This is a genomic window from Nocardia sp. NPDC004068, assembly GCF_042874315.1.
In the GTDB taxonomy this organism is placed as follows: Bacteria; Actinomycetota; Actinomycetes; order Mycobacteriales; family Mycobacteriaceae; genus Nocardia.
Genome location: NZ_JBIAMW010000001.1, coordinates 215553 through 234598 on the forward strand (window position 1 = coordinate 215553; position 19046 = coordinate 234598).

Annotated in this window: 23 protein-coding genes; 15 read left to right on the forward strand and 8 right to left on the reverse strand. The window is 69.0% G+C overall.

The window, feature by feature from the left end:
* Positions 1-74: 74 nt before the first annotated feature.
* Positions 75-998, forward strand: coding sequence for a tyrosine recombinase XerC (locus ACFYTQ_RS01055; protein WP_387355981.1), 924 nt, complete (start codon positions 75-77; stop codon positions 996-998).
* A gap of 143 nt (positions 999-1141) precedes the next feature.
* Here the strand turns inward: ACFYTQ_RS01055 and ACFYTQ_RS01060 are convergent, their stop codons facing one another.
* A complete protein-coding gene (locus tag ACFYTQ_RS01060; RefSeq protein ID WP_387355982.1) occupies positions 1142-1645 on the reverse strand; it encodes a DUF1990 family protein in 504 nt (167 codons plus the stop codon).
* 106 nt (positions 1646-1751) lie between these two features.
* Here ACFYTQ_RS01060 and ACFYTQ_RS01065 point away from each other — a divergent pair, with 106 nt between their 5' ends.
* Both ACFYTQ_RS01065 and ACFYTQ_RS01070 read left to right on the forward strand, forming a co-directional pair.
* Positions 1752-2513 carry a siderophore-interacting protein gene (locus tag ACFYTQ_RS01065; protein WP_387355984.1) on the forward strand — a complete coding sequence of 254 codons (762 nt, stop codon included), beginning with the start codon at positions 1752-1754 and terminating at the stop codon, positions 2511-2513.
* A 349-nt stretch (positions 2514-2862) separates the two neighbouring features.
* On the forward strand, positions 2863-3744 hold the full coding sequence (locus ACFYTQ_RS01070; RefSeq protein WP_387355986.1) for a class I SAM-dependent methyltransferase: 882 nt from the start codon (positions 2863-2865) through the stop codon (positions 3742-3744).
* Between the two features lie 566 nt (positions 3745-4310).
* On the opposite strand, the gene ACFYTQ_RS01075 is transcribed toward ACFYTQ_RS01070, so the two are convergent.
* A complete protein-coding gene (locus ACFYTQ_RS01075; RefSeq protein ID WP_387355987.1) occupies positions 4311-4883 on the reverse strand; it encodes a TetR/AcrR family transcriptional regulator in 573 nt (190 codons plus the stop codon).
* 103 nt (positions 4884-4986) lie between these two features.
* On the opposite strand from ACFYTQ_RS01075, the gene ACFYTQ_RS01080 reads away from it, so the two are divergent.
* Positions 4987-5874, forward strand: a complete 888-nt coding sequence (locus ACFYTQ_RS01080) for an SDR family oxidoreductase (protein WP_387355989.1) — start codon at positions 4987-4989, stop codon at positions 5872-5874.
* Positions 5875-5945: 71 nt separating this feature from the next.
* Positions 5946-7250, forward strand: a complete 1305-nt coding sequence (locus ACFYTQ_RS01085; RefSeq protein WP_387355991.1) for an alpha/beta hydrolase — start codon at positions 5946-5948, stop codon at positions 7248-7250.
* An 18-nt stretch (positions 7251-7268) separates the two neighbouring features.
* Here ACFYTQ_RS01085 and ACFYTQ_RS01090 read toward each other — a convergent pair whose 3' ends face one another.
* Positions 7269-7811, reverse strand: a complete 543-nt coding sequence (locus ACFYTQ_RS01090) for a helix-turn-helix domain-containing protein (protein ID WP_387355993.1) — start codon at positions 7809-7811, stop codon at positions 7269-7271.
* A gap of 61 nt (positions 7812-7872) precedes the next feature.
* Here ACFYTQ_RS01090 and ACFYTQ_RS01095 point away from each other — a divergent pair, with 61 nt between their 5' ends.
* Positions 7873-8739, forward strand: coding sequence for an alpha/beta hydrolase (locus ACFYTQ_RS01095; RefSeq protein ID WP_387355995.1), 867 nt, complete (start codon positions 7873-7875; stop codon positions 8737-8739).
* Here the strand turns inward: ACFYTQ_RS01095 and ACFYTQ_RS01100 are convergent.
* Positions 8699-8971 carry a winged helix-turn-helix transcriptional regulator gene (locus ACFYTQ_RS01100; protein ID WP_387355997.1) on the reverse strand — a complete coding sequence of 91 codons (273 nt, stop codon included), beginning with the start codon at positions 8969-8971 and terminating at the stop codon, positions 8699-8701. The genes ACFYTQ_RS01095 and ACFYTQ_RS01100 overlap by 41 nt on opposite strands.
* A gap of 62 nt (positions 8972-9033) precedes the next feature.
* A complete protein-coding gene (locus ACFYTQ_RS01105; protein WP_387355999.1) occupies positions 9034-9420 on the reverse strand; it encodes a hypothetical protein in 387 nt (128 codons plus the stop codon).
* 53 nt (positions 9421-9473) lie between these two features.
* Here ACFYTQ_RS01105 and ACFYTQ_RS01110 point away from each other — a divergent pair, with 53 nt between their 5' ends.
* Entirely contained in the window at positions 9474-10184 is a 711-nt protein-coding gene (locus ACFYTQ_RS01110) for an alpha/beta fold hydrolase (RefSeq protein ID WP_387356001.1), read from the forward strand.
* 48 nt (positions 10185-10232) lie between these two features.
* Here the strand turns inward: ACFYTQ_RS01110 and ACFYTQ_RS01115 are convergent, their stop codons facing one another.
* A complete protein-coding gene (locus ACFYTQ_RS01115; RefSeq protein ID WP_387356003.1) occupies positions 10233-11315 on the reverse strand; it encodes an alkaline phosphatase family protein in 1083 nt (360 codons plus the stop codon).
* A 166-nt stretch (positions 11316-11481) separates the two neighbouring features.
* The gene (locus tag ACFYTQ_RS01120; RefSeq protein WP_387356004.1) at positions 11482-11997 is read right to left on the reverse strand and encodes a M23 family metallopeptidase; all 516 of its coding nucleotides are present in this window, start codon (positions 11995-11997) and stop codon (positions 11482-11484) included.
* A gap of 97 nt (positions 11998-12094) precedes the next feature.
* Between ACFYTQ_RS01120 and ACFYTQ_RS01125 the strand changes: the two genes are divergently transcribed.
* From ACFYTQ_RS01125 to ACFYTQ_RS01145, 5 genes are all read left to right on the forward strand, one after another.
* On the forward strand, positions 12095-12436 hold the full coding sequence (locus tag ACFYTQ_RS01125; RefSeq protein WP_387356006.1) for a YidH family protein: 342 nt from the start codon (positions 12095-12097) through the stop codon (positions 12434-12436).
* Positions 12433-12747: a DUF202 domain-containing protein gene (locus ACFYTQ_RS01130; RefSeq protein ID WP_387356008.1), complete on the forward strand. Its 315-nt coding sequence runs from the start codon at positions 12433-12435 to the stop codon at positions 12745-12747. The genes ACFYTQ_RS01125 and ACFYTQ_RS01130 overlap by 4 nt, the downstream gene beginning before the upstream one ends.
* Before the next feature lie 231 nt (positions 12748-12978).
* Complete coding sequence (rpsB, locus tag ACFYTQ_RS01135) at positions 12979-13809, forward strand: 30S ribosomal protein S2 (RefSeq protein ID WP_387356010.1); 831 nt, start codon at positions 12979-12981, stop codon at positions 13807-13809.
* A 110-nt stretch (positions 13810-13919) separates the two neighbouring features.
* Positions 13920-14744, forward strand: a complete 825-nt coding sequence (gene tsf / locus ACFYTQ_RS01140) for a translation elongation factor Ts (protein WP_387356012.1) — start codon at positions 13920-13922, stop codon at positions 14742-14744.
* Positions 14745-14895: 151 nt separating this feature from the next.
* Complete coding sequence (locus ACFYTQ_RS01145) at positions 14896-15630, forward strand: endonuclease/exonuclease/phosphatase family protein (RefSeq protein WP_387356014.1); 735 nt, start codon at positions 14896-14898, stop codon at positions 15628-15630.
* 2 nt (positions 15631-15632) lie between these two features.
* Here ACFYTQ_RS01145 and ACFYTQ_RS01150 read toward each other — a convergent pair whose 3' ends face one another.
* Entirely contained in the window at positions 15633-16598 is a 966-nt protein-coding gene (locus tag ACFYTQ_RS01150) for a hypothetical protein (protein WP_387356016.1), read from the reverse strand.
* 75 nt (positions 16599-16673) lie between these two features.
* Here ACFYTQ_RS01150 and ACFYTQ_RS01155 point away from each other — a divergent pair, with 75 nt between their 5' ends.
* The 3 genes from ACFYTQ_RS01155 to frr all read left to right on the forward strand — a co-directional run bounded on the left by ACFYTQ_RS01155 (position 16674) and on the right by frr (position 18966).
* Positions 16674-17546, forward strand: coding sequence for a helix-turn-helix transcriptional regulator (locus tag ACFYTQ_RS01155; RefSeq protein ID WP_387356018.1), 873 nt, complete (start codon positions 16674-16676; stop codon positions 17544-17546).
* A 100-nt stretch (positions 17547-17646) separates the two neighbouring features.
* A complete protein-coding gene (pyrH, locus tag ACFYTQ_RS01160; protein ID WP_387356020.1) occupies positions 17647-18375 on the forward strand; it encodes a UMP kinase in 729 nt (242 codons plus the stop codon).
* 33 nt (positions 18376-18408) lie between these two features.
* Positions 18409-18966, forward strand: a complete 558-nt coding sequence (gene frr, locus ACFYTQ_RS01165) for a ribosome recycling factor (protein ID WP_387356021.1) — start codon at positions 18409-18411, stop codon at positions 18964-18966.
* The last annotated feature ends 80 nt before the right edge of the window (positions 18967-19046 follow it).

The following is a 19046-nucleotide window of genomic DNA, read 5'->3' on the forward strand; positions in this document are numbered from 1 at the left end:
GAAGGCGGCTCCGAGCGTCGTCGGTCCCGGCGCGGGACCTTGCCTGCCGCACGCTCGTCGGCCACCGTGGAGGCATGGACGAGTTGCCCGAGGACCTCACCGAGCTGTTGGAGGAGTACGCGCGGCATCTGCGTCTGGGCCGCAACCGATCCGCGCACACGGTGCGCGCCTACGTCGGTGACGCGCGCTCGCTGCTGTTGCATCTGTGCGCGCGGGCGGCGGATTCGGGGGTGGGGGAGATCGACCTGTCCTTGCTGCGCTCCTGGCTGGCCGAACAGGGCGCCGGGGGAGCGGCGCGCACGACGATGTCCCGGCGGGCCTCGTCCGCCCGCACCTTCACGGCCTGGCTGACCCGCACCGGCCGCCTGCCCGTCGATCCGGGCCCTCGGCTCGCCTCACCCCGCCCGCACAAGGTCCTTCCCGCGGTCCTGGGCCGCGACCAGGCACGCGAGGCCCTGACCGCGGCGGAATCCGGTGCCGCCCAGCACGATCCGATCGCCCTGCGCGACCGGCTCATCGTGGAACTGTTGTACGCCACCGGAATTCGCGTGAGCGAACTCTGCGGCCTCGACATCGACGACGTGGACCGCGAACGCCGCCAGGTCCGCGTCCTCGGCAAGGGCAACAAGGAACGCTCGGTCCCCTTCGGCGTCCCCGCCGATCAGGCCCTGGAATCCTGGCTCCGCTACGGCCGCCCCCTACTGGCCGCCACCGATTCCGGCCGCGCCCTCCTCCTCGGCAGACGCGGCCGCCGCCTGGACCCCCGCCAAGCCAGAACCGTTGTCCACGAAGTGGTCTCCGCCATCTCCGGCGCCCCCGACCTCGGCCCACACGGCCTCCGCCACACCGCCGCCACCCACCTCCTCGAAGGCGGCGCCGACCTCCGCGTGGTCCAGGAAATCCTCGGCCACGCCAGCATGGCCACCACCCAGCTCTACACCCACATCTCCATAGACCGCCTCCGCCAGGCCCACGACCAAGCCCACCCCCGCGCCTGACCAGGTGCCCGCCCCCCGGCTCGCAGCACCCTCGGCAACGACGTGATCACCACCGACTCCGACCCGGCACCTGCTCGTGTGCCGCCGTCCATGCCGGTCCGCCGCTATAGCAGACCGCGAAACCGCCTGCCGCTCTGCGACATTCAACTATCGAGCGCGTCGATATACTTCCCCGCGAACCGTCGCTGAAACGCGCGCATGATCGGCCCCCCTAGCCGCAGATACCAGGTGCCCGGCCGCGAGAAGGCCGCGACGGTCGCGTGGACCGCATCGTCGGCCGGGTCGTAGTCCACCTCGAACAACTCCTCGCCGATCGCCGGATGCCCCGGCAGGGTGCCGTAGGCGAAGCCGCGGCGATCCGGTTCGTCGACCACGTAGATCACCCGGCACGGCGCGTTCATCCCGAACGGCCCCAGCCCGAGCCGGACCGTCAGCTCCGTGCCCGGCCGCGCCGTCGGCGTATCCGCCTCGCGAAAGATGCCGGTGCCCCGCTGCATTCGATAGCTCAACACCTGCGCCGCGGCCGCCTCGAACCGTTTCCGACCCGACCCGATCCGCCGACGCACCCGGAAATGGTCGTAACCGGGCGGGAATTCACGCGCGGTGGCGCCGACTTCTGCATAGGTGAACGGCCGTTGCTCCGACATGACCCCATCCTGCTGGCCCCGCGACAAACTTGCCAGATATATCGCGAGCTATCAGCGATACGACTTGCTACCATCCTTAGGTAACCCTAATACGGAGGTGTCTCCCTTGGCTCGTCCCCGCCACAACTTCGTGGTCCGCGGCACCGAACGCCTGACCGATCATCTGATCCGAGTCCGGCTCGGCGGCCCCGGCTTCGCGACCTTCCAGCCCAACGACTTCACCGATGCGTACGTCAAGCTCGTCTTTCCCCGCCCCGACGGCGAGGTCGTGCGCACCTACACCGTCCGCTCCGTCGATCCCCGGACCGAGGAGATCGCCATCGACTTCGTCTACCACGGCGACGAGGGCGTGGCCGGGCCTTGGGCGGCCGCCGCCCGCCCCGGCGACCCGATCGAGCTGATGGGCCCCGGCGGCGCCTACGCCCCGCGCCCCGACGTCGACTGGCATCTGCTCGCCGGTGACGAGGCGGCGCTGCCCGCCATCGCCGCCGCCTGCGCGGCCCTGCCCGCCGACGCGGTCGGTCGTGTCTTCGTCGAAGTCGCCTCCGCCGCAGACGAAATCGCGGTCGAACACCCCGCCGGTGTGGAACTCACCTGGGTCCACCGCGGCGACCGCGATCCGGGCGAGGCCCTGGCCGCCGCGGTCCGCGCCGAACCATGGCGCGAGGGCCGCGTGCACGTCTTCATCCACGGCGAGGCCCAGGCCGTCATGCACGATCTGCGCCGCTACATCCGCCGGGAGCGCGACGTCCCCGCCGACCTCGCCTCCATCTCCGGCTACTGGCGCCGCGGCCGCACCGAGGAGGGCTTCCGCGACTGGAAGCGCGCCCTCGCCGACCGCGAACAAGCCGACGCCACCGTGCGCTGAACCACTCGGTGGCCTCGGCCACAACCCACACCGTTCGTCTCCAGCACGCCCTATACCTGTACCGAACCCTCGGCGACCGCCCGGGCGTGCAAAGGAGACGAACGCAATGCCGCACCAGCCCTTGATAACCCATGTCTCCGACACGGCGGTAAACCATGTCTCCGACACGGCGGTAAACCATGTCTCCGACACGGCGGTAAACCATGCCTCCGACACGGCGGTAAACCATGCCTCCGACACGGCGGCAACCCATGCCTCCGACACGGCGGCAACCCATGCCTCCGACACGGCGGCAACCCATGCCTCCGACACGGCGGCAACCCATCTCTCCAACACCGCGGCACCCCATGTGTCCAACACAGCGGGCACTCGTGTCTCCGACAGCGCGGTAACCCATGTCCCCAACGCCGCAGTAACCCATGTCTCCGACACCGCGCGGTGGGTCGCGGCGCATCGCGCGGTGGAGTCGGAGCGCCCGGACGCCTTGTTCGAGGACCCGCTCGCCGACCGCTTGGCCGGAGCGCGCGGCCGCGCCATCGCCGCGACCGCCGAATCCTCGATGTCCGACAATTGGTTCCTCGTCACCCGAACCAAACTCATCGACGACCAGGTGACCGCCGCGATCGACCAGGGCTGCGAGGTGATCGTGAACTTGGGCGCGGGCCTAGACACTCGCCCCTACCGCCTGCCCCTCCCCGCCGATCTCACGTGGATCGAAACCGACCTCCCCGACCTCATCGCCGAGAAGGAAACTCTCCTGACCGACGAGACCCCGCGCTGCCGCCTCATCCGAACCGCCCTCGACGTAACCGACATCGTCGCTGTCGCAACACTTCTCGACACGATCGCCGACCGCCGCGCACTGGTACTCACCGAGGGCCTGCTCATGTACCTGCCCGAACCCGCCGTCGCGGCCCTGTCCACCACCCTCCACCGCCCCAAGGTCCAATGGTGCCTGGACTTCAGCACCGCCGGAGTGGCCAACCTCATGACGAACCGAAACGAGGATCTACTCCAACGCGCCCCCTGGATCTTCCTGCCCCCCAACGGAATCGCCTACTTCGAAACCCAAGGCTGGCAAACCGAATACCTCGATTCGATCTTCACCGCCGCCATAACCTTCGACCGCCTCCCCTTCCCCAACGCCCGAGAAGCCCTGACCGGCCCCCAACCCGACCCCCGCGCCCCCGGCGACTGGCCCTACAGCGCGGTCGCCCGCCTGACGTACTGATCCCTCCGCAGCAGAAGCCCGCGTTGTCGGCTCCTCGCCCGTCAGGTGTCGCTCTGTCGGCTCCCGTTGCCCCCTCGGCTTGTTAGCCCTTGCCCGTTGGTCTGTTGGCCGTTGGTCGATGGCCCGTCGGGAGTGTCCCAGTTCGGTTTCCAGCTCCTCGGCGGTGCTGCCGTCGTGGTCGCGCAGGGCGGCGGCGACCTCGGCCTGTTGGTTTGTCGGCCCGTCGGCCCGTCGGCCCGTCGGCCTGTTGGTTTGATGGTCCATCGGTCCATCGGCCCATTGCCCCGAATCCCAGCCGTTCCTCGGCCCCCAGATCCGGCATGAGGTCGGCCGGGAGAACGTCTTTGGCCCATTGGCCTGATGGTATGTCGGTCTTCGGGCTGTGGGCCCTCGGCCCGTCAGCCTCTCACTTGCAGGCCTCGGCGTGGCGGCCGGGCGGCGCGGGGAGATGCCAAGCTAGTTAGCCTCTCGCTCTCAGCCCCTCGGCCCGTCAATCTCTCGGCCTCAGCTTGCATACTCTGGCACCGCCCGCGAATCAGTTTGCCTGGCTTGCGAACCCCGCCCCTTCACTCGAGAGCGGCAGCCGCTGTTTTCAGGGCCTCGAGTTCCCGGCGGGCAAGAGCGGGGAGGGGATGGTCGTTGGCCGGGTCGATCCACCGTTCGTAGGCGTTTTCAAAGGCACGGACGCCGAGTTCGGCCGCGAGGCTGGCCGTGGGTTCGGGGATGCCGCGGGCGTGGAGGGCTTCAGTGATGGCGGTGGCCAGGCCCGCGTGTTTGAAGGCGGCGCGTTCTCGTAATTCGGGGTTGGCGGCGATGACTTCGCGCAGTCGGGGCCCGAATTCGCGCTGGGTGGGGGTGAAGGAGGCGGTGACGGTGTCGAGGCCCGCGGCGACGGCTTCGAGGGGGGTGGCCGAATCGGATACGGCGGCAATGCCTTCCGCGAGGAGACGCCCGTGGATCTCCTGCCCGGCGAACAGGACCTCGCGCTTGTCGGGGAAGTGGCGGAAGAAGGTGGTTTTGGTGAGGCCCGCGCGTTGCGCGATCTGGATGACGGTGGTGCTCTCGTAGCCCTGCTCGCCGAACAGGTCCAGGGCCGCGAGGACGAGTCGTTCGCGCGCGTTCGGTTCCCATCTCGCCATGCCCATTAGCCTAGGTGAAGTGACCGAGTTCCGTCAGTGACGTGACTCGGTACCGTCACGGTGTTACGGTGACGGCACCGAGTCACATCACCGAGGAGTTCCCATGCGAGTCTTCGTCACCGGACCGTCGGGCCATATCGGCTCCGCCGTCATCCCCGAACTAGTGAAGGCGCGCCACGAGGTCGTCGGCCTGGCTCGATCCGAGTCCTCGGCCGAGGCCGTGCGCGCGCTGGGCGCGGAGGTCCGTCGCGGTGACCTGAGCGATCTCGACGGCCTGCGTGCCGCGGCGACCGCTGCCGACGCCGTCGTCCACCTCGGTTTCAAACACGACGACATGCGCGCCGGGGACTTCGCCGGTGCCGTCGCCGCCGACCTGGCCGTCGTGCGAACCTTCGGCGACGCCCTGGCGGGAACCGGCAAGACCTTCCTGGGCGTCGGCCTCGCCCAGGGCGACACCGAGGAGAACGACGCCGCCATTCGCGCCAACCCGCGCTCGGAGGTGGCCCGGACCATCGCCGGGTTCGCCACTCGCGGCATTCGCCCGCTGCTGATCGGCATCCCGCCGGTCGTCCACAGCAATCGCGACCGCCACGGCTTCATCCCCATCCTGATCGAAACCGCCCGCGGCACAGGTGTTTCCGCCTATATCGGCGACGGCGCCAACCGCTGGCCCGCCGTCCACACCCTGGATCTGGCCCGCCTCTACCGCTTGGCGTTGGAGCACGCGCCGAGCGGCCTCCAACTCCCGGCCGCCGCCGAGGAGGGTGTTCGGGTCCGCGATATCGCCGACACCATCGCCCGCCACCTCGACATTCCCACCCGTAGCCTCGAGCCCGCCGAATCCGCCGCGCACTTCGGCTATTTCGGCCCCTTCGCCACCATGAACATCACCATGCCGCCCGCCGCGGCCCGCGAACTCCTGGACTGGCGGCCGACCCATCCCGACCTCATCGCGGACCTCGACGAAGGCCACTACTTCGCCCGACCCTGACCGACGCCGGACGCGAAACCCCTTCATTCCGACGTGCGTCGGGCACGATGAGAGCGGTGGAAAGGGGTGCGATGCCGGTTCGCTCGTCGCCGCGTCGGCAGTGGTTCCGAATCGTATCGGGCTCCCTGCTGATGGTCGCGGCCGTGGTCCTCGGCGAGGTCGCGGCCGTGGCGGCGTTCTTCGGGGCGGCGCTCCTGACCGCCACGGTGCCGATCCTGATGGTGACCTCCGTCGTCGTAGCGTTCGTAATGTGCTGGCTGGCAGCGCTTTTGGTGACGCGCCTCGTCCGGCTGCCTCGGCCGCTCGCCACGATCGCCGCCACCGTCGGCGTTCTGTGCCTGGTACTTGTCGCGACGCTGACGGTCCTCCGGCCGTTACCCGGTACGCCGAGCCGACCACGGCCACCGGAAGGATTGGCGTACTGGGCACTTTCGACGGGCTCGCGTCTCGCGGTGCTTCACATCCCCGCCGTCGGGCCGCCGCGGCCGACGCCGATCGTCGTGGTCGGCGGCGGACCGGGGGAGGAGGACGTCGCCGATCCCTCCCTGGTCGACTTCTTCCGGCGATTCGCCGCGCTCGGCTACGACGTCTACCTCTACGACCAGATCGGCAGCGGCCTGTCCGAACGGCTGACCCGGCCCGAGGAGTACCGCGTCGCCCGGCACGTCGCCGACCTCGAGGCGCTCCGCGAACGCCTCGGAACCGAGCGCATGATTTTGTCCGGCGCGTCCTGGGGCGGCAGCCTGGTCGCCACCTATATGGCGAGCCACCCCGATCGCGTCGACCGCGCCGTCTTCACCTCACCCGCGCCCCTCGATTTCGCGGAATGGTCCGACGCGGACCTCACCCCCGCCGCGCGCCTGACGCCCGAGCAACGCGAACGAGCCGACGCACTGCTGCCCGGGACACCGCGATTCCTGTTGTGGTACTTCCTCGGTCGAGTCAACCCCGACGCGGCCCACCACCTCGTCCCCGATCGCGAGGCCGACGCGTTCTTCGACGCCTATTTCCAGCACCTCGCCCCGGGAACGGTCTGCGACCCGGCCCGCCTACCACACGAGGCGGTGAGCGGATTCGGCTTGTACGACAACGTCTTCACCGTGCGCGACGCCGAAAGCCGCCCGCCCGCAACCCGTTCCGCCCTCACGACCAACACCACACCTGCCCTGATCATCACCGGCGGCTGCAACTACGTCCCCTTCGACATCACCCGCCAATACCGCACCACCCTTCCCAACTCGACCCTGGTCTGCCTCTCCGACGCCGGACACGTCGTACGCCTCGATCGACCCGACATCTATTTCGACGCGATCCGCGCCTTCCTGCTCGACGCCCCGTCCCCGATCCCGCCGTGGACGGACTCCCGATCCTGCTGACATCCCAACGACACCCGATCAATTCGATTCGGACGGCTCGTCATCCGGGAACAAGATCGGGCTGACGAGATACGGTCTGCGACCCGGACCCGGCGCATTGGCCGCCAAGGGGGCGACCACCTCGTTCAGGCGGGCGAGCATATCCGCGAGTTCGTCGGCCGACAGCCACAGCGTCGCTTGCCGATAGCTGACGGAATCGGCGTAGGGATCGGCGCCGGGCCGGTCGAGATAGGCGTTGAACTCGGCGATCAGAACGGCCATGGCCGCGGCGAATCCGCGCCGGTGCTCGTCGGTGCTCATGGTTCCGCCCGCCTCCGGAGCGATCCTGGGCCGGTCGGGCCGCAGCCGATACAACCGTTCGACGCCCCCGCGCACCCGGCGCTCGTCGGCGACCTCCAATATCCCGCCGTCGACGAGCAGGGTGAGGTGGCGGTAGATGCTCGTGCGCGACACATCGGGAAGGCGGTCACTTAAATCGTTCGCATTGCGCACCCGCCCCCCGGACAGCGCGTGCACGATGCGCAGTCGCACGGGGTGGAGCAGGAGATCCGTCGGAGCCATAGGCGAACTATCCCATTTCTGGTACCGTTCCCAAAGTTGGGACTGTTTGAGAAGGTGTGTCATGCGCGATGTGCCGGGGCGGCGAATATCCCTGGGCGGCAACGAGATCTACCTCGAGGAAGCCGGTTCCGGGGAAACGCTCGTCGTGTTCGAATCCGGTTCGGGCGCGGGCCGCACCCTCTGGGACGCCGTGGTGCCGCTGCTGTCCGACGTCGCCCGCACCGTCGCCTACGACCGTGCCGGTCGGGGCCGCAGCGGCCCGGTCGCGCCGCAGAGCATCGACGACATGGCCGCGACCCTCACCGCGTTGATCGACGACCTCGCGCCGAGCCGCGTCGTCCTGGTCGGACACAGCATGGGCGGACTCATCGTTCGCCGTGCCGCCGAACGACTTTCGATCCGCCCGGCCGGACTCGTCCTGGTCGACCCGACTCCCGAGACCGCGCCCTGCTACGACGACTGGACACCCACGGCCCGCAAGACCGACCGCATCCTGGCCGTCCAGCAGCTGCTGGCCCACTCCCGCCCGCTCATGCGCCTGCTGACCCGCTCCTACGGCCGCATGTTCCCGGCCGACACCTACGCGACCATGCTGGCCGAGGACTTCACCCCGGCGGGCATCGCGCGCACCCGGCACGAGGTGCGGGCCGTGGCGGCCGCGCTCGGCGAATTCCGCGCTCGCCCACCGCGATTGCCCGACTGCGGCGTCGTGGTCATCTCCGCGCGACGCGCCAACCGTTTCCAGTCGCGCAACCTGGCGACCCTCCGCGAGCATCAGCGCCGCTACGCCGAACAGGTCGGCGGCCGGTTCGAGGACGCCGATTCCGAGCACATCATCCCCGCCGAGCGTCCCGAGCAGGTCGCCGCGGCGGTCCGCGGCCTCGTGCTCAGCGCAGTTCGCGGTCCCAATCCTCCGCCCACGCGGTGAGCGGCCGCATCGCCGCCACCAGCCGCCGCCCGATCGGCGTCAGCGCGTAACCGCCGTCGTGCCGCACCAGCCCGACCTCGCCGAGTTCGCGCAGCCGCCTGGTCAGCACGCTGGAGGACACGTCGCCGCACGCGGCGCGCAACGCCCGGAAGGTCAGCGGCTCCTCGGACCGATCGAGCTCCCAGATCACCCGCAGCATCCACCGGCGTCCGGCCAGATCGAGCAGGGCCATGACCGGGCGCCCGGTTGCCGACCCCCGAACCTGCCGTCCCGGCCGCGGCGCGTCGGCCACCGCTACGCCCCCGGCTGGGGCAGCGGCGAATCCTCCAGTCGCGCGGCCATTGTCGCGACCGCCGCCCGCAGCGCGCGCAACGGTCGCAGGAACAGCGTCACATGCGCGAGCCTCCCGTCGTCGGTGAATTCCTCCCGGACCAGACCTTGCAATTCGCCGCCCGCCGCCCGCGCCGCGAAGGCGAACAGCTCATCGCCCGCGCCGTGCCACCGACACGTCTCGGCGACCTCGTCGAGAACGGTGGCGATCAGCCCCAGCATGTGCGCGACATTCGCGCGCCCGTGGTAGTCGGCGACCGGGCTGGAGAAGATCGCGTCCTCCGCCAACCGGGCCGCCACGCCTGCGGTGTCACCCGAACGCCAGGCGCCGAGTGTGATGCCCTCATCCATGCCTCTATTTTAGAGGCAAGCCCGGATCGGGGTCTCGGCCCGATGATGCTGGGATGCGATCGACACATGTGCGCACCGAAGACGGAATCTCCTTGCACGTCGGCGTCTCCGGCGAGGGTCCGGATGTCGTCGTCCTCTCCGGCGGACCGGGCTGTGTGCACTACCTCGAGCACGACCGGCTCGCTCCGCGCGGCACGCGGGCCTGGTTTCCCGAGCCCAGGGGAGTCGGGCGCTCGGAGGGCGGCCCGCACGATCTCGCCTGTGCGATAACCGATCTCGAAGCCGTGCGCAGGGCGAACCACATCGAGCGGTGGGTGGTGCTCGGTCATTCCTGGGGATCGGATCTGGCGGTGCGGTACGCGCTCGAGCATCCCGATCGGGTCGCGGGTGTGGTGGGGGTCGCGGGGCACGGACTGCACAAGGACCGGACCTGGTCGAAGGCATACGAGGCCGCGCGGCACCTGGAGGACGACATCGAAATCGGCTGGGCCCCGGACGTTCACGAGGTGTTGAGCGCGTCGTTCGTGTCCTGGATCCACGAACCCCGGCTGTTCCGCGAGCTGGCCGACAGCGAGGTGGCCATGACCTTCCTCGCCGCGCAGCACGACATCCGGCCGTCGTGGCCGCTGCGGCAGTTGGCGGCCCTGCTCCCGCGCGGCCGGTTCGAGGAGATCCCAGGGGTCGCCCACAACCTCTGGTCGACCGATCCGGAGATCTGGGTCGAGGTGGTCACCAGGGCATGCCACGATCACCTCCGGCGGTGATGAGGGGGACCAGCTGCTCGTCCGTGGTCCAGGCGCCGTGATGGCCGATCATGGTCGACTCCAACGGTTCTCGCTCGGAACGGATGAGCACGCTGCGGCCCTCCGCGACCGCGATGAGATCCCGATGCGGCCGCGGACGACCGGGTCCGGGGGCATCCGGCCGAACCAGTGCTCGTCCAGCGCCTGCTCCCGGCTCACGATTCGCGCGTGCTGCCCTAGTTCCCCGGTCCAGCAGGCCGTGACGTCGGCGAGTGCGTCGGGATGTTCGAGATGGATGTGCCGCACCCGGGACTCGCCCGCGATCAGCCGGACCCCGCGGTGGAGCGCCCCGCGGGAATCGAGATCGAGCACCGCGTCCGCCTCGATCATGCCGTGATCGCCGGTGACGAGCAGCGTGCACGCCGACGGCAGATCGGTCAGCAGATCGGCCACGCACGCGTCGACCTCGCGCAGCACCGTCCGCCACGCCTCCGATTCCGGTCCGTGCAGATGTCCGGCGGCGTCGAGGTCGCCGAAGTAGGCGTACGCGAACCGCGAGGATGCTTCCGAATGCGTTGCGACAGACAGGATTTCGGCCCGCACCTCCGCGAGGGTGCTCGCCGGATGCATCGTTCCCGTCGCCCGGAACGCCGCGCGCGTCAATCCCGAATCGCCCTGATATCCGGGCATCACGTAGTGCACCTCGATGCCGTGCGCCGCGAGATCCTGCAAGCGACTTCGCCTGTGCTGCATGGCTTCCGGCGGATGACTGTCGGACGCGTCCGGGCCGGTCGCCGCGTCGAGCCGCCAGCGCAGCGCGTTCAGCACGCGGAGTCCGCCCGGATCGGGGACCGCGAAGCTGTATCCGACGATCCCGTGGGCGGCGCAGGGCGCGCCGACGGCGAGGCTGGCGAGACTGGCCGCGGTGGTCGCCGGGAATCCGGCCATCAGCGTGGTCGTCACCTGGTTCGCCAGCGTCGGCGCGATATCCCGGTGCCGCCTGAGCGGTTCGGCGCCGAGCCCGTCGATCACCAGCAGCACGACATCCCGATTGGGCGTCAGCGCCAGTGGATTCCCGTAGTCGAGCCCGAAAGTCGCTGCCACGGAGGGCAATACGTCGGCGAGGGTCCGCATCGGCCCGGTCGTGGTCATCGCATTCCTCCGTCACATCGAACCGCCGTCGGCACGGCGAGATAGCGGCCGACCGCCGCGAGATATCGGATGATCTCGTGCGTCGCCAACCGGTCGTTCCCAGAGATCATTTCGTCAGGATCTGCGCTCGCCGATCGAGCGGACCAGCGAATTGCATCGGGCATCCTCATTGCTTCGCCTCCGGGGGAGCGGGGGTCAGTGGTTTCAAACGCAGCGGCGCGGTCCGCAACGCGCCGAGTGGGTCGAGATAGTCGTGGCCGCGGCGCAAACCCCAGTGCAGACAGACGCCGGGACACCCCGGATGGCCGGGTTCGAGGGAGCCGACGACCTCGCCGCGCCGGACCCGGCGGCCCTCGGGCACGGCCGCGCGCACCGGCTCGTACGTGGTGCGCAACCCGCTCGGATGATCGATCGACACCACCGGTTTGCCACCCACCTCGTCGGCGAAGATCGTGACCCCGTCACCCGCCGCGAGCACCGATTGACCCGCCGCGCCGCCGAGATCGACGCCGCGATGGCCGGGCAGCCAGTCCCGCGGCGGTTTGTCGAACCGGCGCAACACCGGCGGTCGCGGGTGCAGCGGCCAATCGAACCGGCCCGCGGGCGCGGCGTCGGCGGGGGGAGCGACCAGGGTGATCGCCAGGAGCGGTCCGGTCAGGGGGAGGAGTTTGGTCCATCGCATACGGCCAGCGTCCTCACGACACTCCGACGTGGAAAGATCGTCTTCGGCGAGTGTGGACAACTGCGGGGGTGTGAGCGGAAAGGACGTCGATGTCCCGATGAGCGAGCCGGAGGCCGACGAACTCGACTATCGCTTCACCCTCGCCAACGAACGCACCTTCCTGGCGTGGATCCGCACCGCCCTCGGCCTGCTGGCCGCCGGGGTCGCGGTGCGCGAACTGGTCCGGCCCTTCCGCCGCCACGACACGCGCACCGCCCTGGCGCTGGCCTGCATCGTGCTCGCCGGGATCGTCGCGCTCGGCGCGTACGCGCGCTGGCGGCGGGTCGAGGAGGTCATGCGCCGCGGCGGCCCCCTCCCGCGCACGGTGCTCGCGCCCGTCCTCGCCGTCGGCATCGCCGCGATCGCCCTGGTCGCGGGCGTCGGTCTGCTGCTGTCGTGATCGCCGACCGTGGCCTCCAGGCCGAACGCACCGCGCTGTCGTGGCTGCGCACCGCCGTCGCCGCGATGGCCAACGCGCTGCTGCTGGTGCGCACCGCGCTCGTCGCGGACCGCCCGCCCGCGGCCGTGCTCGCCCTCGCCGGGGCCGCCGCGCTCGGCATCGTCACCGCGATCGCCTTGCGCCGCAACCGAATTCTGCACAACCGTCGCGGTCGCTGGACCGACGGCCGTCGCGCCGTCGCGCTGGTCGCCTGGACGATCGCGGCCGTGGCGGTGTGCGCGCTGGTCGTCGGCTGGTCGTGGGCGCGATGAGCGCACCGGCCTGACCAGCCGCCACCCCGTTTAGGTTCCTACGACACATCGCCGTAAACTGGTTCCGCGGTCCGCTCATCACCGGATCGACTTCGCGCGCCCGCACCAACGGGTCGTCGGCTGGTCCCGCCAATTCGTGCTTCGTGCCGAATCGGGTCCGGCGGCCGCGGGCGCCAGGGCAGAGATCGCCGATCCCTGCGTCAACCAGCAACGAAAGGTTGTTACGGAGCCATGGCTGTCGTAACCATGAAGCAGCTGCTCGACAGCGGCGCGCATTTCGGGCACCAGACCCGCCGGTGGAACCCGAAGATGAAGCGGTTCATCTTCACCGACCGCAACGGCATCTACATCATCGATCTGCAGCAGACGCTGACCTACATCGACAAGGCCTACGAGTTCGTCAAGGAGACCGTGGCCCACGGTGGCACCGTGCTGTTCGTCGGCACCAAGAAGCAGGCGCAGGAGGCCATCGCCTCCGAGGCGACCCGCGTCGGCATGCCGTACGTGAACCAGCGCTGGCTGGGCGGCATGCTCACCAACTTCTCGACCGTCCACAAGCGGCTGCAGCGCCTGAAGGAGCTGGAGTCTATGGAGCAGACCGGCGGTTTCGAGGGTCGCACCAAGAAGGAAATCCTCATGCTCACGCGTGAGAAGAACAAGCTGGAGCGCACCCTCGGCGGTATCCGCGACATGCAGAAGGTGCCCTCGGCCATCTGGGTCGTCGACACCAACAAGGAGCACATCGCCGTCGGCGAGGCCCGCAAGCTGAACATCCCGGTCGTCGCGATCCTCGACACCAACTGCGATCCGGACCTGGTCGACTACCCGATCCCGGGCAACGACGACGCCATCCGGTCGGCCGCGCTGCTCACCAAGGTCGTCGCCTCCGCGGTCGCCGAGGGCGTGCAGGCCCGTGCCGCGCGCGCGACCGGCGACGCCAAGCCCGAGGCGGGCGCCGGCGAGCCGCTCGCCGAGTGGGAGCAGGAGCTGCTGGCCCAGGCCACCCCCAACGCGGAGGCGGCCCCCGAGACCGCCGAGGCGCCGGCCGCGGCCGAGAGCTGAGCCACCACCCAGCTCTTTCTTTGTTCACCGTGCCGGCCCTTCCTGTTCGGAAGCGGTCGGCATGGTGGTGCTGGAGACCTGAAGACCAATATTCGAGGAGGCTCGCCAGGATGGCGAACTACACTGCCGCCGACGTGAAGCGGCTCCGCGAGCTCACCGGCTCCGGGATGATGGACTGCAAGAAGGCGCTCGAGGAGACCGACGGCGATTTCGACAAGGCCGTCGAGGTGCTGCGCATCAAGGGCGCCAAGGACGTCGGCAAGCGCGCCGAGCGCGCCACCGCCGAGGGCCTGGTCTCCGCGTCGGGCGGGGTCATGTTCGAGATCAACTCCGAGACCGACTTCGTCGCCAAGAACGACGAGTTCCAGAACCTCGCCGGGGACATCGCCGAGGTCGCCGCGAAGGCGCACCCGAAGGATCTGGACGAGCTGAAGGCGCTCGACGTCAACGGCAAGACCGCCGACCAGGCCGTGCAGGAGCTGGCCGCGCGCATCGGCGAGAAGCTGGAGCTGCGCCGCGTCGTCTCCTTCGACGGCCCGGTCGCGACCTACCTGCACAAGCGGTCCTCGGACCTGCCGCCCGCCGTGGGCGTGCTGGTCGAGTACCAGGGCGAGGGCGACAAGGCGGCCGAGGCCGCCCGCGCCGCCGCCATGCAGATCGCCGCGCTCAAGGCCCGCTACGTGACCCGCGACGAGGTCCCCGCCGACGTCGTGGAGAAGGAGCGCAGCATCGCCGAGGCGACCGCCCGCGAGGAGGGCAAGCCGGAAGGCGCCCTGCCCAAGATCGTCGAGGGCCGCGTCAACGGCTTCTACAAGGACGTCGTCCTGCTCGAGCAGCCGTCGGTCACCGACAACAAGAAGACCGTCAAGCAGCTGCTGGACGAGGCCGGTGTGACCGTGACCCGCTTCGCGCGGTTCGAGGTCGGCCAGGCCTGATCTCCGCTCGACCGAGGCCCCTCGCGCGCATGGCGCGGGGGGCCTTCGTCGTTCCGATGCCCCGGTAATCACCGGCTTGCGTATCGAAAGTCGTTGTGCCCGAGCAACATTCCATGGCATCCAGAATTATGCTGTAGTAAAATCGCGCCCCATGAAGGTCAAAGTCGATTTCGCCGAACTACAGCACCTCCAGACGGAAATGGGGCGCGCCCAATCGGCGCTCGCGCACGGGTCGAAGATCCTCGGCGGCACGCCGGTCAGCTCGTCGCACGGCCGTCTCGAACTGTCGATGGGCCACTTCACCTGGGAGTCGTCGTCGAGTTTCGGCAACACCATGGTCGGCCAGTCCTGCGAACACGCCCACTCCGAGGCGTATTCGGGCGTCACGGCCGCGATGGGGGCGTTCTCGGACACCGTCGACTCCGACGCCGAACGCCTGAAACTCGCGATCCTGTTGTACCGCAACATGGACGACGACAACGCCGAGAAACTCCTCCAGGCCACGCGCAACGGATTCGATCTGTTCAGCGCCCACCTGAGCCTGAACGGCGATCCGGGAAAGAACGCCGCCCAGGCCGCCGAACTCCAGAAGCTCCTCGGCCTCGCCGGTGACCCGACCCACGGAAACACCATCATCGCAGGCGATTTCAACGGCACCTCCGGCCCCGAGGACCCCAACGGCCAGCGCATCCGGGATTTCGGCAACCAGGGCTTCGACCCGTACGCGGGACAGATCCACGACGGTCAGGGCGGCACGTCGGCCAGTCATCGTCCCATCGACCAGATCATCCCCCGCGGCGTCGGCACCTCCGACGCGCTGCGGTGGGAGCGCGGCCAGTCCGACCACGACGGGCAGCGGGTCGATGTGACGCTGCCCGCCTGGTGAATTCAGCGGTTCACGTTTACGTGGACGCGCGTGGTCGAACGGGTTTCCCCGTCGCCGGGGCCGCCCTTGCCGAGTTCGGTGACCGTGGGACTTTCGGTGGTCACCCCGTTTCCGGTGCGCACCACGACCGCATTGCCGAACTCGTTCTTCAAGCCGTAATGCGACCCCTCGCCCTTGTCCGAGGCGGGCCCGAAATGCACCTCCCACTTCTCGCCGGGCCCCGCCCGCTTGTCGAGTTCCTTCTGCAACTGGTCCGCGCCGTCCTTGAAGACCTCTTGCAGCGTCGCCACGTCGACCTTTCCGTCGATGAGCCGTTGCGCGAGATCACCCATATCCCCCTTCTGGGTGCCCTGTCGCTCGCTGTCCGGTTTCTTGTCCCACGGCCAGTGCACCTTGTTGCCGTCGCCGCCCTGCTGGATATTCCAGTTCAGCATCCGCAGCGTGCGTTTGGACCAGGTGCTCTCCCAGGTCTTCAATTGCGAGACCGCCGAGGTGAACAGGTCGGCCTGCGGCTTCAGCTGCTTGTCCACCCGGTCGCGGATCTCGTCATAGGCGGTGACCACGTCCTTGACCAACGCGGTGTACTTCGCGTCGGCCGGGCCGATCTCGACCGTGCCGCCCGCGCCCGTCTCCCGCCACGTGACCTTGCCGTTCAGCTTGGCCTTCTCGTTGTTGAGCAGGCCCTGGTTGTAGCGCAGCACATGGATGCAGGAGCCGATCGCCGTGGCCGCCTTCCCGGCGAGTTCGGCGGCCGCGTCGAGGTCGGCGACGATCTTGCGGCGGTGACCGTCGAACCGCGTGGCCGCCCCGCCCGCCCAATGATCGCCGCCGACAACACGATTGGCGGCGGCGTTGATCGTGTCTGCTGCCCAGGAAAGCTTCTCCTGCTGCGCCTTCCACACGGACTCGAATTCGCCGAGCTTCCCCAGATCGGCGTCCAGATCAAAGACGGTGACTGTGCTCCCCATGCGACAAGATTCGATCCTCACCGGCCGCCCTGTCCTGGTAGTGATCCTGCTACCCGACCATCCGGGGGACGCGAAATGCTGACCGCCTCCGGCAATCTCGAACTCGCGCGGCGCGCCGAACTCGCCCAATTCCTGCGCGCCCGCCGAGCCCGGCTGCAACCCGCCGACGTCGGGCTGACCGCGTTCGGCGATCCGGCCCGCCGCCGCGCACCGGGCCTGCGCCGCGAAGAGGTCGCCGAACTGTCCGGCATCAGCCTCACCTGGTACACCTGGCTCGAACAGGGCCGCGACGTGATGGCCAGCCGTCAGGTCATCGACGCCTTGGCCCGGGCGCTGCGCCTGGACCCGGTGCAACATCGGCACCTGCGCGGCCTCGCCGGACTGTCCGACCCCGAACCCGGCGACCGGCACGCCGATCCGGAACGACTGCGGCGCTTCGTGGACGCCGTGCTGCCATATCCGGCCGCGATCTATGCGGCCAATTTCGACTACCTCGCGTGGAACACGGCCTATGCCATCGTGCGCGGCGATCCGGGACGGCTGTCCCCGGACCGCCGCAACCTGTTGTGGACGCTGTTCACCGTCCCCGAAGCCCGCGCCCTGCCCGAATGGGAACGCCTCGCGCGGGCCGTGCTCGGCCAGTTCCGCGCGGCCGTCGGACGGCACCCCGGCGACGCCCGCGCGCGCGAACTCGTCGAGCGCCTGAGCGCCGAGAGCGCCGAATTCCGGTGCTGGTGGCCGGAATACGAGATCCGCGACTTCGACGCGACGCTCGTGCGGATCGATCATCCCGAGGTGGGCCCGATGGCCTTCGAACTGTTCCAGATGCGCCCGGTCGACGACCCCAGTTCGATCATGGTGCTGCACAGGCCGTCCACACCGGCCGATCGGACACGCCTCGAAACGCTGATTCGCCGGGGGCCGGGTAACGCTCCCGCCCTCTCGTAGGGCAGGATGGACGCAGTATTTCGTCACCGTCCCGTGTCCTTCCCGACACCGGATGGTCTTTTCGCATGTGTGTAGCAGCCGCCGTAGAGAATGGAGACCGATGTCGGAACCACAACCGGCCCGTAAGGGCTATCGGCGAGTGCTGCTCAAACTGGGCGGCGAGATGTTCGGCGGCGGCCGGGTCGGACTCGACCCCGACGTGGTGCAGGCGGTCGCCGAGCAGATCGCCGAGGTGGTTTCGACCGGCGTGCAGGTGGCCGTGGTCATCGGGGGCGGCAACTTCTTCCGCGGCGCCGAACTCGAGGAACGCGGGATGGAACGCGCCCGTTCCGATTACATGGGCATGCTCGGGACCGTCATGAACAGCCTTGCGCTGCAAGACTTCCTGCAGCAGCAGGGCGTCGACACCCGGGTGCAGACGGCCATCACGATGGGACAGGTCGCCGAACCGTATATCCCGTTGCGCGCCAAGCGGCATCTGGAGAAGGGCCGCGTGGTGATCTTCGGCGCGGGCATGGGCATGCCCTATTTCTCCACCGACACCACCGCCGCGCAGCGCGCGCTCGAGATCGGCGCGGACGTCGTGCTCATGGCCAAGGCGGTGGACGGGGTGTACACCGCCGACCCGCGGGAGGACCCCAGCGCGGAGATGTTCTCCGAGATCACGCACAAGGAGGTCCTCGAACGCGGCCTCAAGGTCGCCGACGCCACCGCGTTCAGCCTGTGTATGGACAACCAGATGCCCATGCTGGTGTTCAATCTCTTGACGAAGGGCAATATCGCTCGAGCGGTCGCCGGTGAGAAGATCGGCACACTGGTTCGGTCCTGAACGGATCAACATGACGCTGTGGAGGAAACGGTCGTGATTGAAGAAGCGCTCTTCGACGCCGAGGAGAAGATGGAGAAGGCCGTCTCGGTGGCGAAGGACGACCTCGGCTCCATCCGTACCGGTCGCGCGAATCCGAGCATGTTCAACCGGATCGTCGTCGACTACTACGGCGCGCCCACCCCGATCACCCAGATGTCGAGCATCACCACGCCCGAACCGCGCATGCTCATCATCAAGCCCTACGAGCAGTCCCAGCTGCAGCCGATCGAGACCGCGATCCGCAATTCGGATCTGGGCGTCAATCCCACCAACGACGGCAACATCATTCGCGTGCTGGTGCCGCAGCTGACCGAGGAACGCCGCCGCGAGCTGGTCAAGCAGGCCAAGGGCAAGGGCGAGGACGCCAAGATCGCCATTCGCAACGTGCGCCGCAAGGCCATGGACGAACTGGGCCGCATCCAGAAGGACGGCGAGGCGGGCGAGGACGAGGTCGGCCGCGCCGAAAAGGAATTGGACAAGACCACCGCCAAGTACGTCGGCCAGGTGGACGAGTTGGTCAAGCACAAGGAATCGGAACTGCTCGAGGTCTAGCCCGGGTCGGTGCGTGCCGACCCGCGGCGACCGCCCGCGGGGTACGAAATGGACGACAAGTGAGCGACGGGACAATCGTG

What these genes read in the sequence shown, in the direction of transcription:
- rpsB (WP_387356010.1), top strand. Translation starts at nt 12,979, where the DNA reads ATGGCTGTCGTAACCATGAAGCAGCTGCTCGACAGCGGCGCGCATTTC.
- ACFYTQ_RS01090 (WP_387355993.1), bottom strand. Translation starts at nt 7,811, where the DNA reads ATGGCTCCGACGGATCTCCTGCTCCACCCCGTGCGACTGCGCATCGTG.
- ACFYTQ_RS01085 (WP_387355991.1), top strand. Translation starts at nt 5,946, where the DNA reads ATGCCGGTTCGCTCGTCGCCGCGTCGGCAGTGGTTCCGAATCGTATCG.
- ACFYTQ_RS01055 (WP_387355981.1), top strand. Translation starts at nt 75, where the DNA reads ATGGACGAGTTGCCCGAGGACCTCACCGAGCTGTTGGAGGAGTACGCG.
- ACFYTQ_RS01145 (WP_387356014.1), top strand. Translation starts at nt 14,896, where the DNA reads ATGAAGGTCAAAGTCGATTTCGCCGAACTACAGCACCTCCAGACGGAA.
- ACFYTQ_RS01150 (WP_387356016.1), bottom strand. Translation starts at nt 16,598, where the DNA reads ATGGGGAGCACAGTCACCGTCTTTGATCTGGACGCCGATCTGGGGAAG.
- ACFYTQ_RS01115 (WP_387356003.1), bottom strand. Translation starts at nt 11,315, where the DNA reads ATGACCACGACCGGGCCGATGCGGACCCTCGCCGACGTATTGCCCTCC.
- ACFYTQ_RS01120 (WP_387356004.1), bottom strand. Translation starts at nt 11,997, where the DNA reads ATGCGATGGACCAAACTCCTCCCCCTGACCGGACCGCTCCTGGCGATC.
- ACFYTQ_RS01080 (WP_387355989.1), top strand. Translation starts at nt 4,987, where the DNA reads ATGCGAGTCTTCGTCACCGGACCGTCGGGCCATATCGGCTCCGCCGTC.
- ACFYTQ_RS01155 (WP_387356018.1), top strand. Translation starts at nt 16,674, where the DNA reads ATGCTGACCGCCTCCGGCAATCTCGAACTCGCGCGGCGCGCCGAACTC.
- tsf (WP_387356012.1), top strand. Translation starts at nt 13,920, where the DNA reads ATGGCGAACTACACTGCCGCCGACGTGAAGCGGCTCCGCGAGCTCACC.
- ACFYTQ_RS01060 (WP_387355982.1), bottom strand. Translation starts at nt 1,645, where the DNA reads ATGTCGGAGCAACGGCCGTTCACCTATGCAGAAGTCGGCGCCACCGCG.
- ACFYTQ_RS01105 (WP_387355999.1), bottom strand. Translation starts at nt 9,420, where the DNA reads ATGGATGAGGGCATCACACTCGGCGCCTGGCGTTCGGGTGACACCGCA.
- ACFYTQ_RS01125 (WP_387356006.1), top strand. Translation starts at nt 12,095, where the DNA reads ATGAGCGAGCCGGAGGCCGACGAACTCGACTATCGCTTCACCCTCGCC.
- ACFYTQ_RS01100 (WP_387355997.1), bottom strand. Translation starts at nt 8,971, where the DNA reads ATGGCCCTGCTCGATCTGGCCGGACGCCGGTGGATGCTGCGGGTGATC.
- ACFYTQ_RS01095 (WP_387355995.1), top strand. Translation starts at nt 7,873, where the DNA reads ATGCGCGATGTGCCGGGGCGGCGAATATCCCTGGGCGGCAACGAGATC.
- pyrH (WP_387356020.1), top strand. Translation starts at nt 17,647, where the DNA reads ATGTCGGAACCACAACCGGCCCGTAAGGGCTATCGGCGAGTGCTGCTC.
- ACFYTQ_RS01110 (WP_387356001.1), top strand. Translation starts at nt 9,474, where the DNA reads ATGCGATCGACACATGTGCGCACCGAAGACGGAATCTCCTTGCACGTC.
- ACFYTQ_RS01075 (WP_387355987.1), bottom strand. Translation starts at nt 4,883, where the DNA reads ATGGCGAGATGGGAACCGAACGCGCGCGAACGACTCGTCCTCGCGGCC.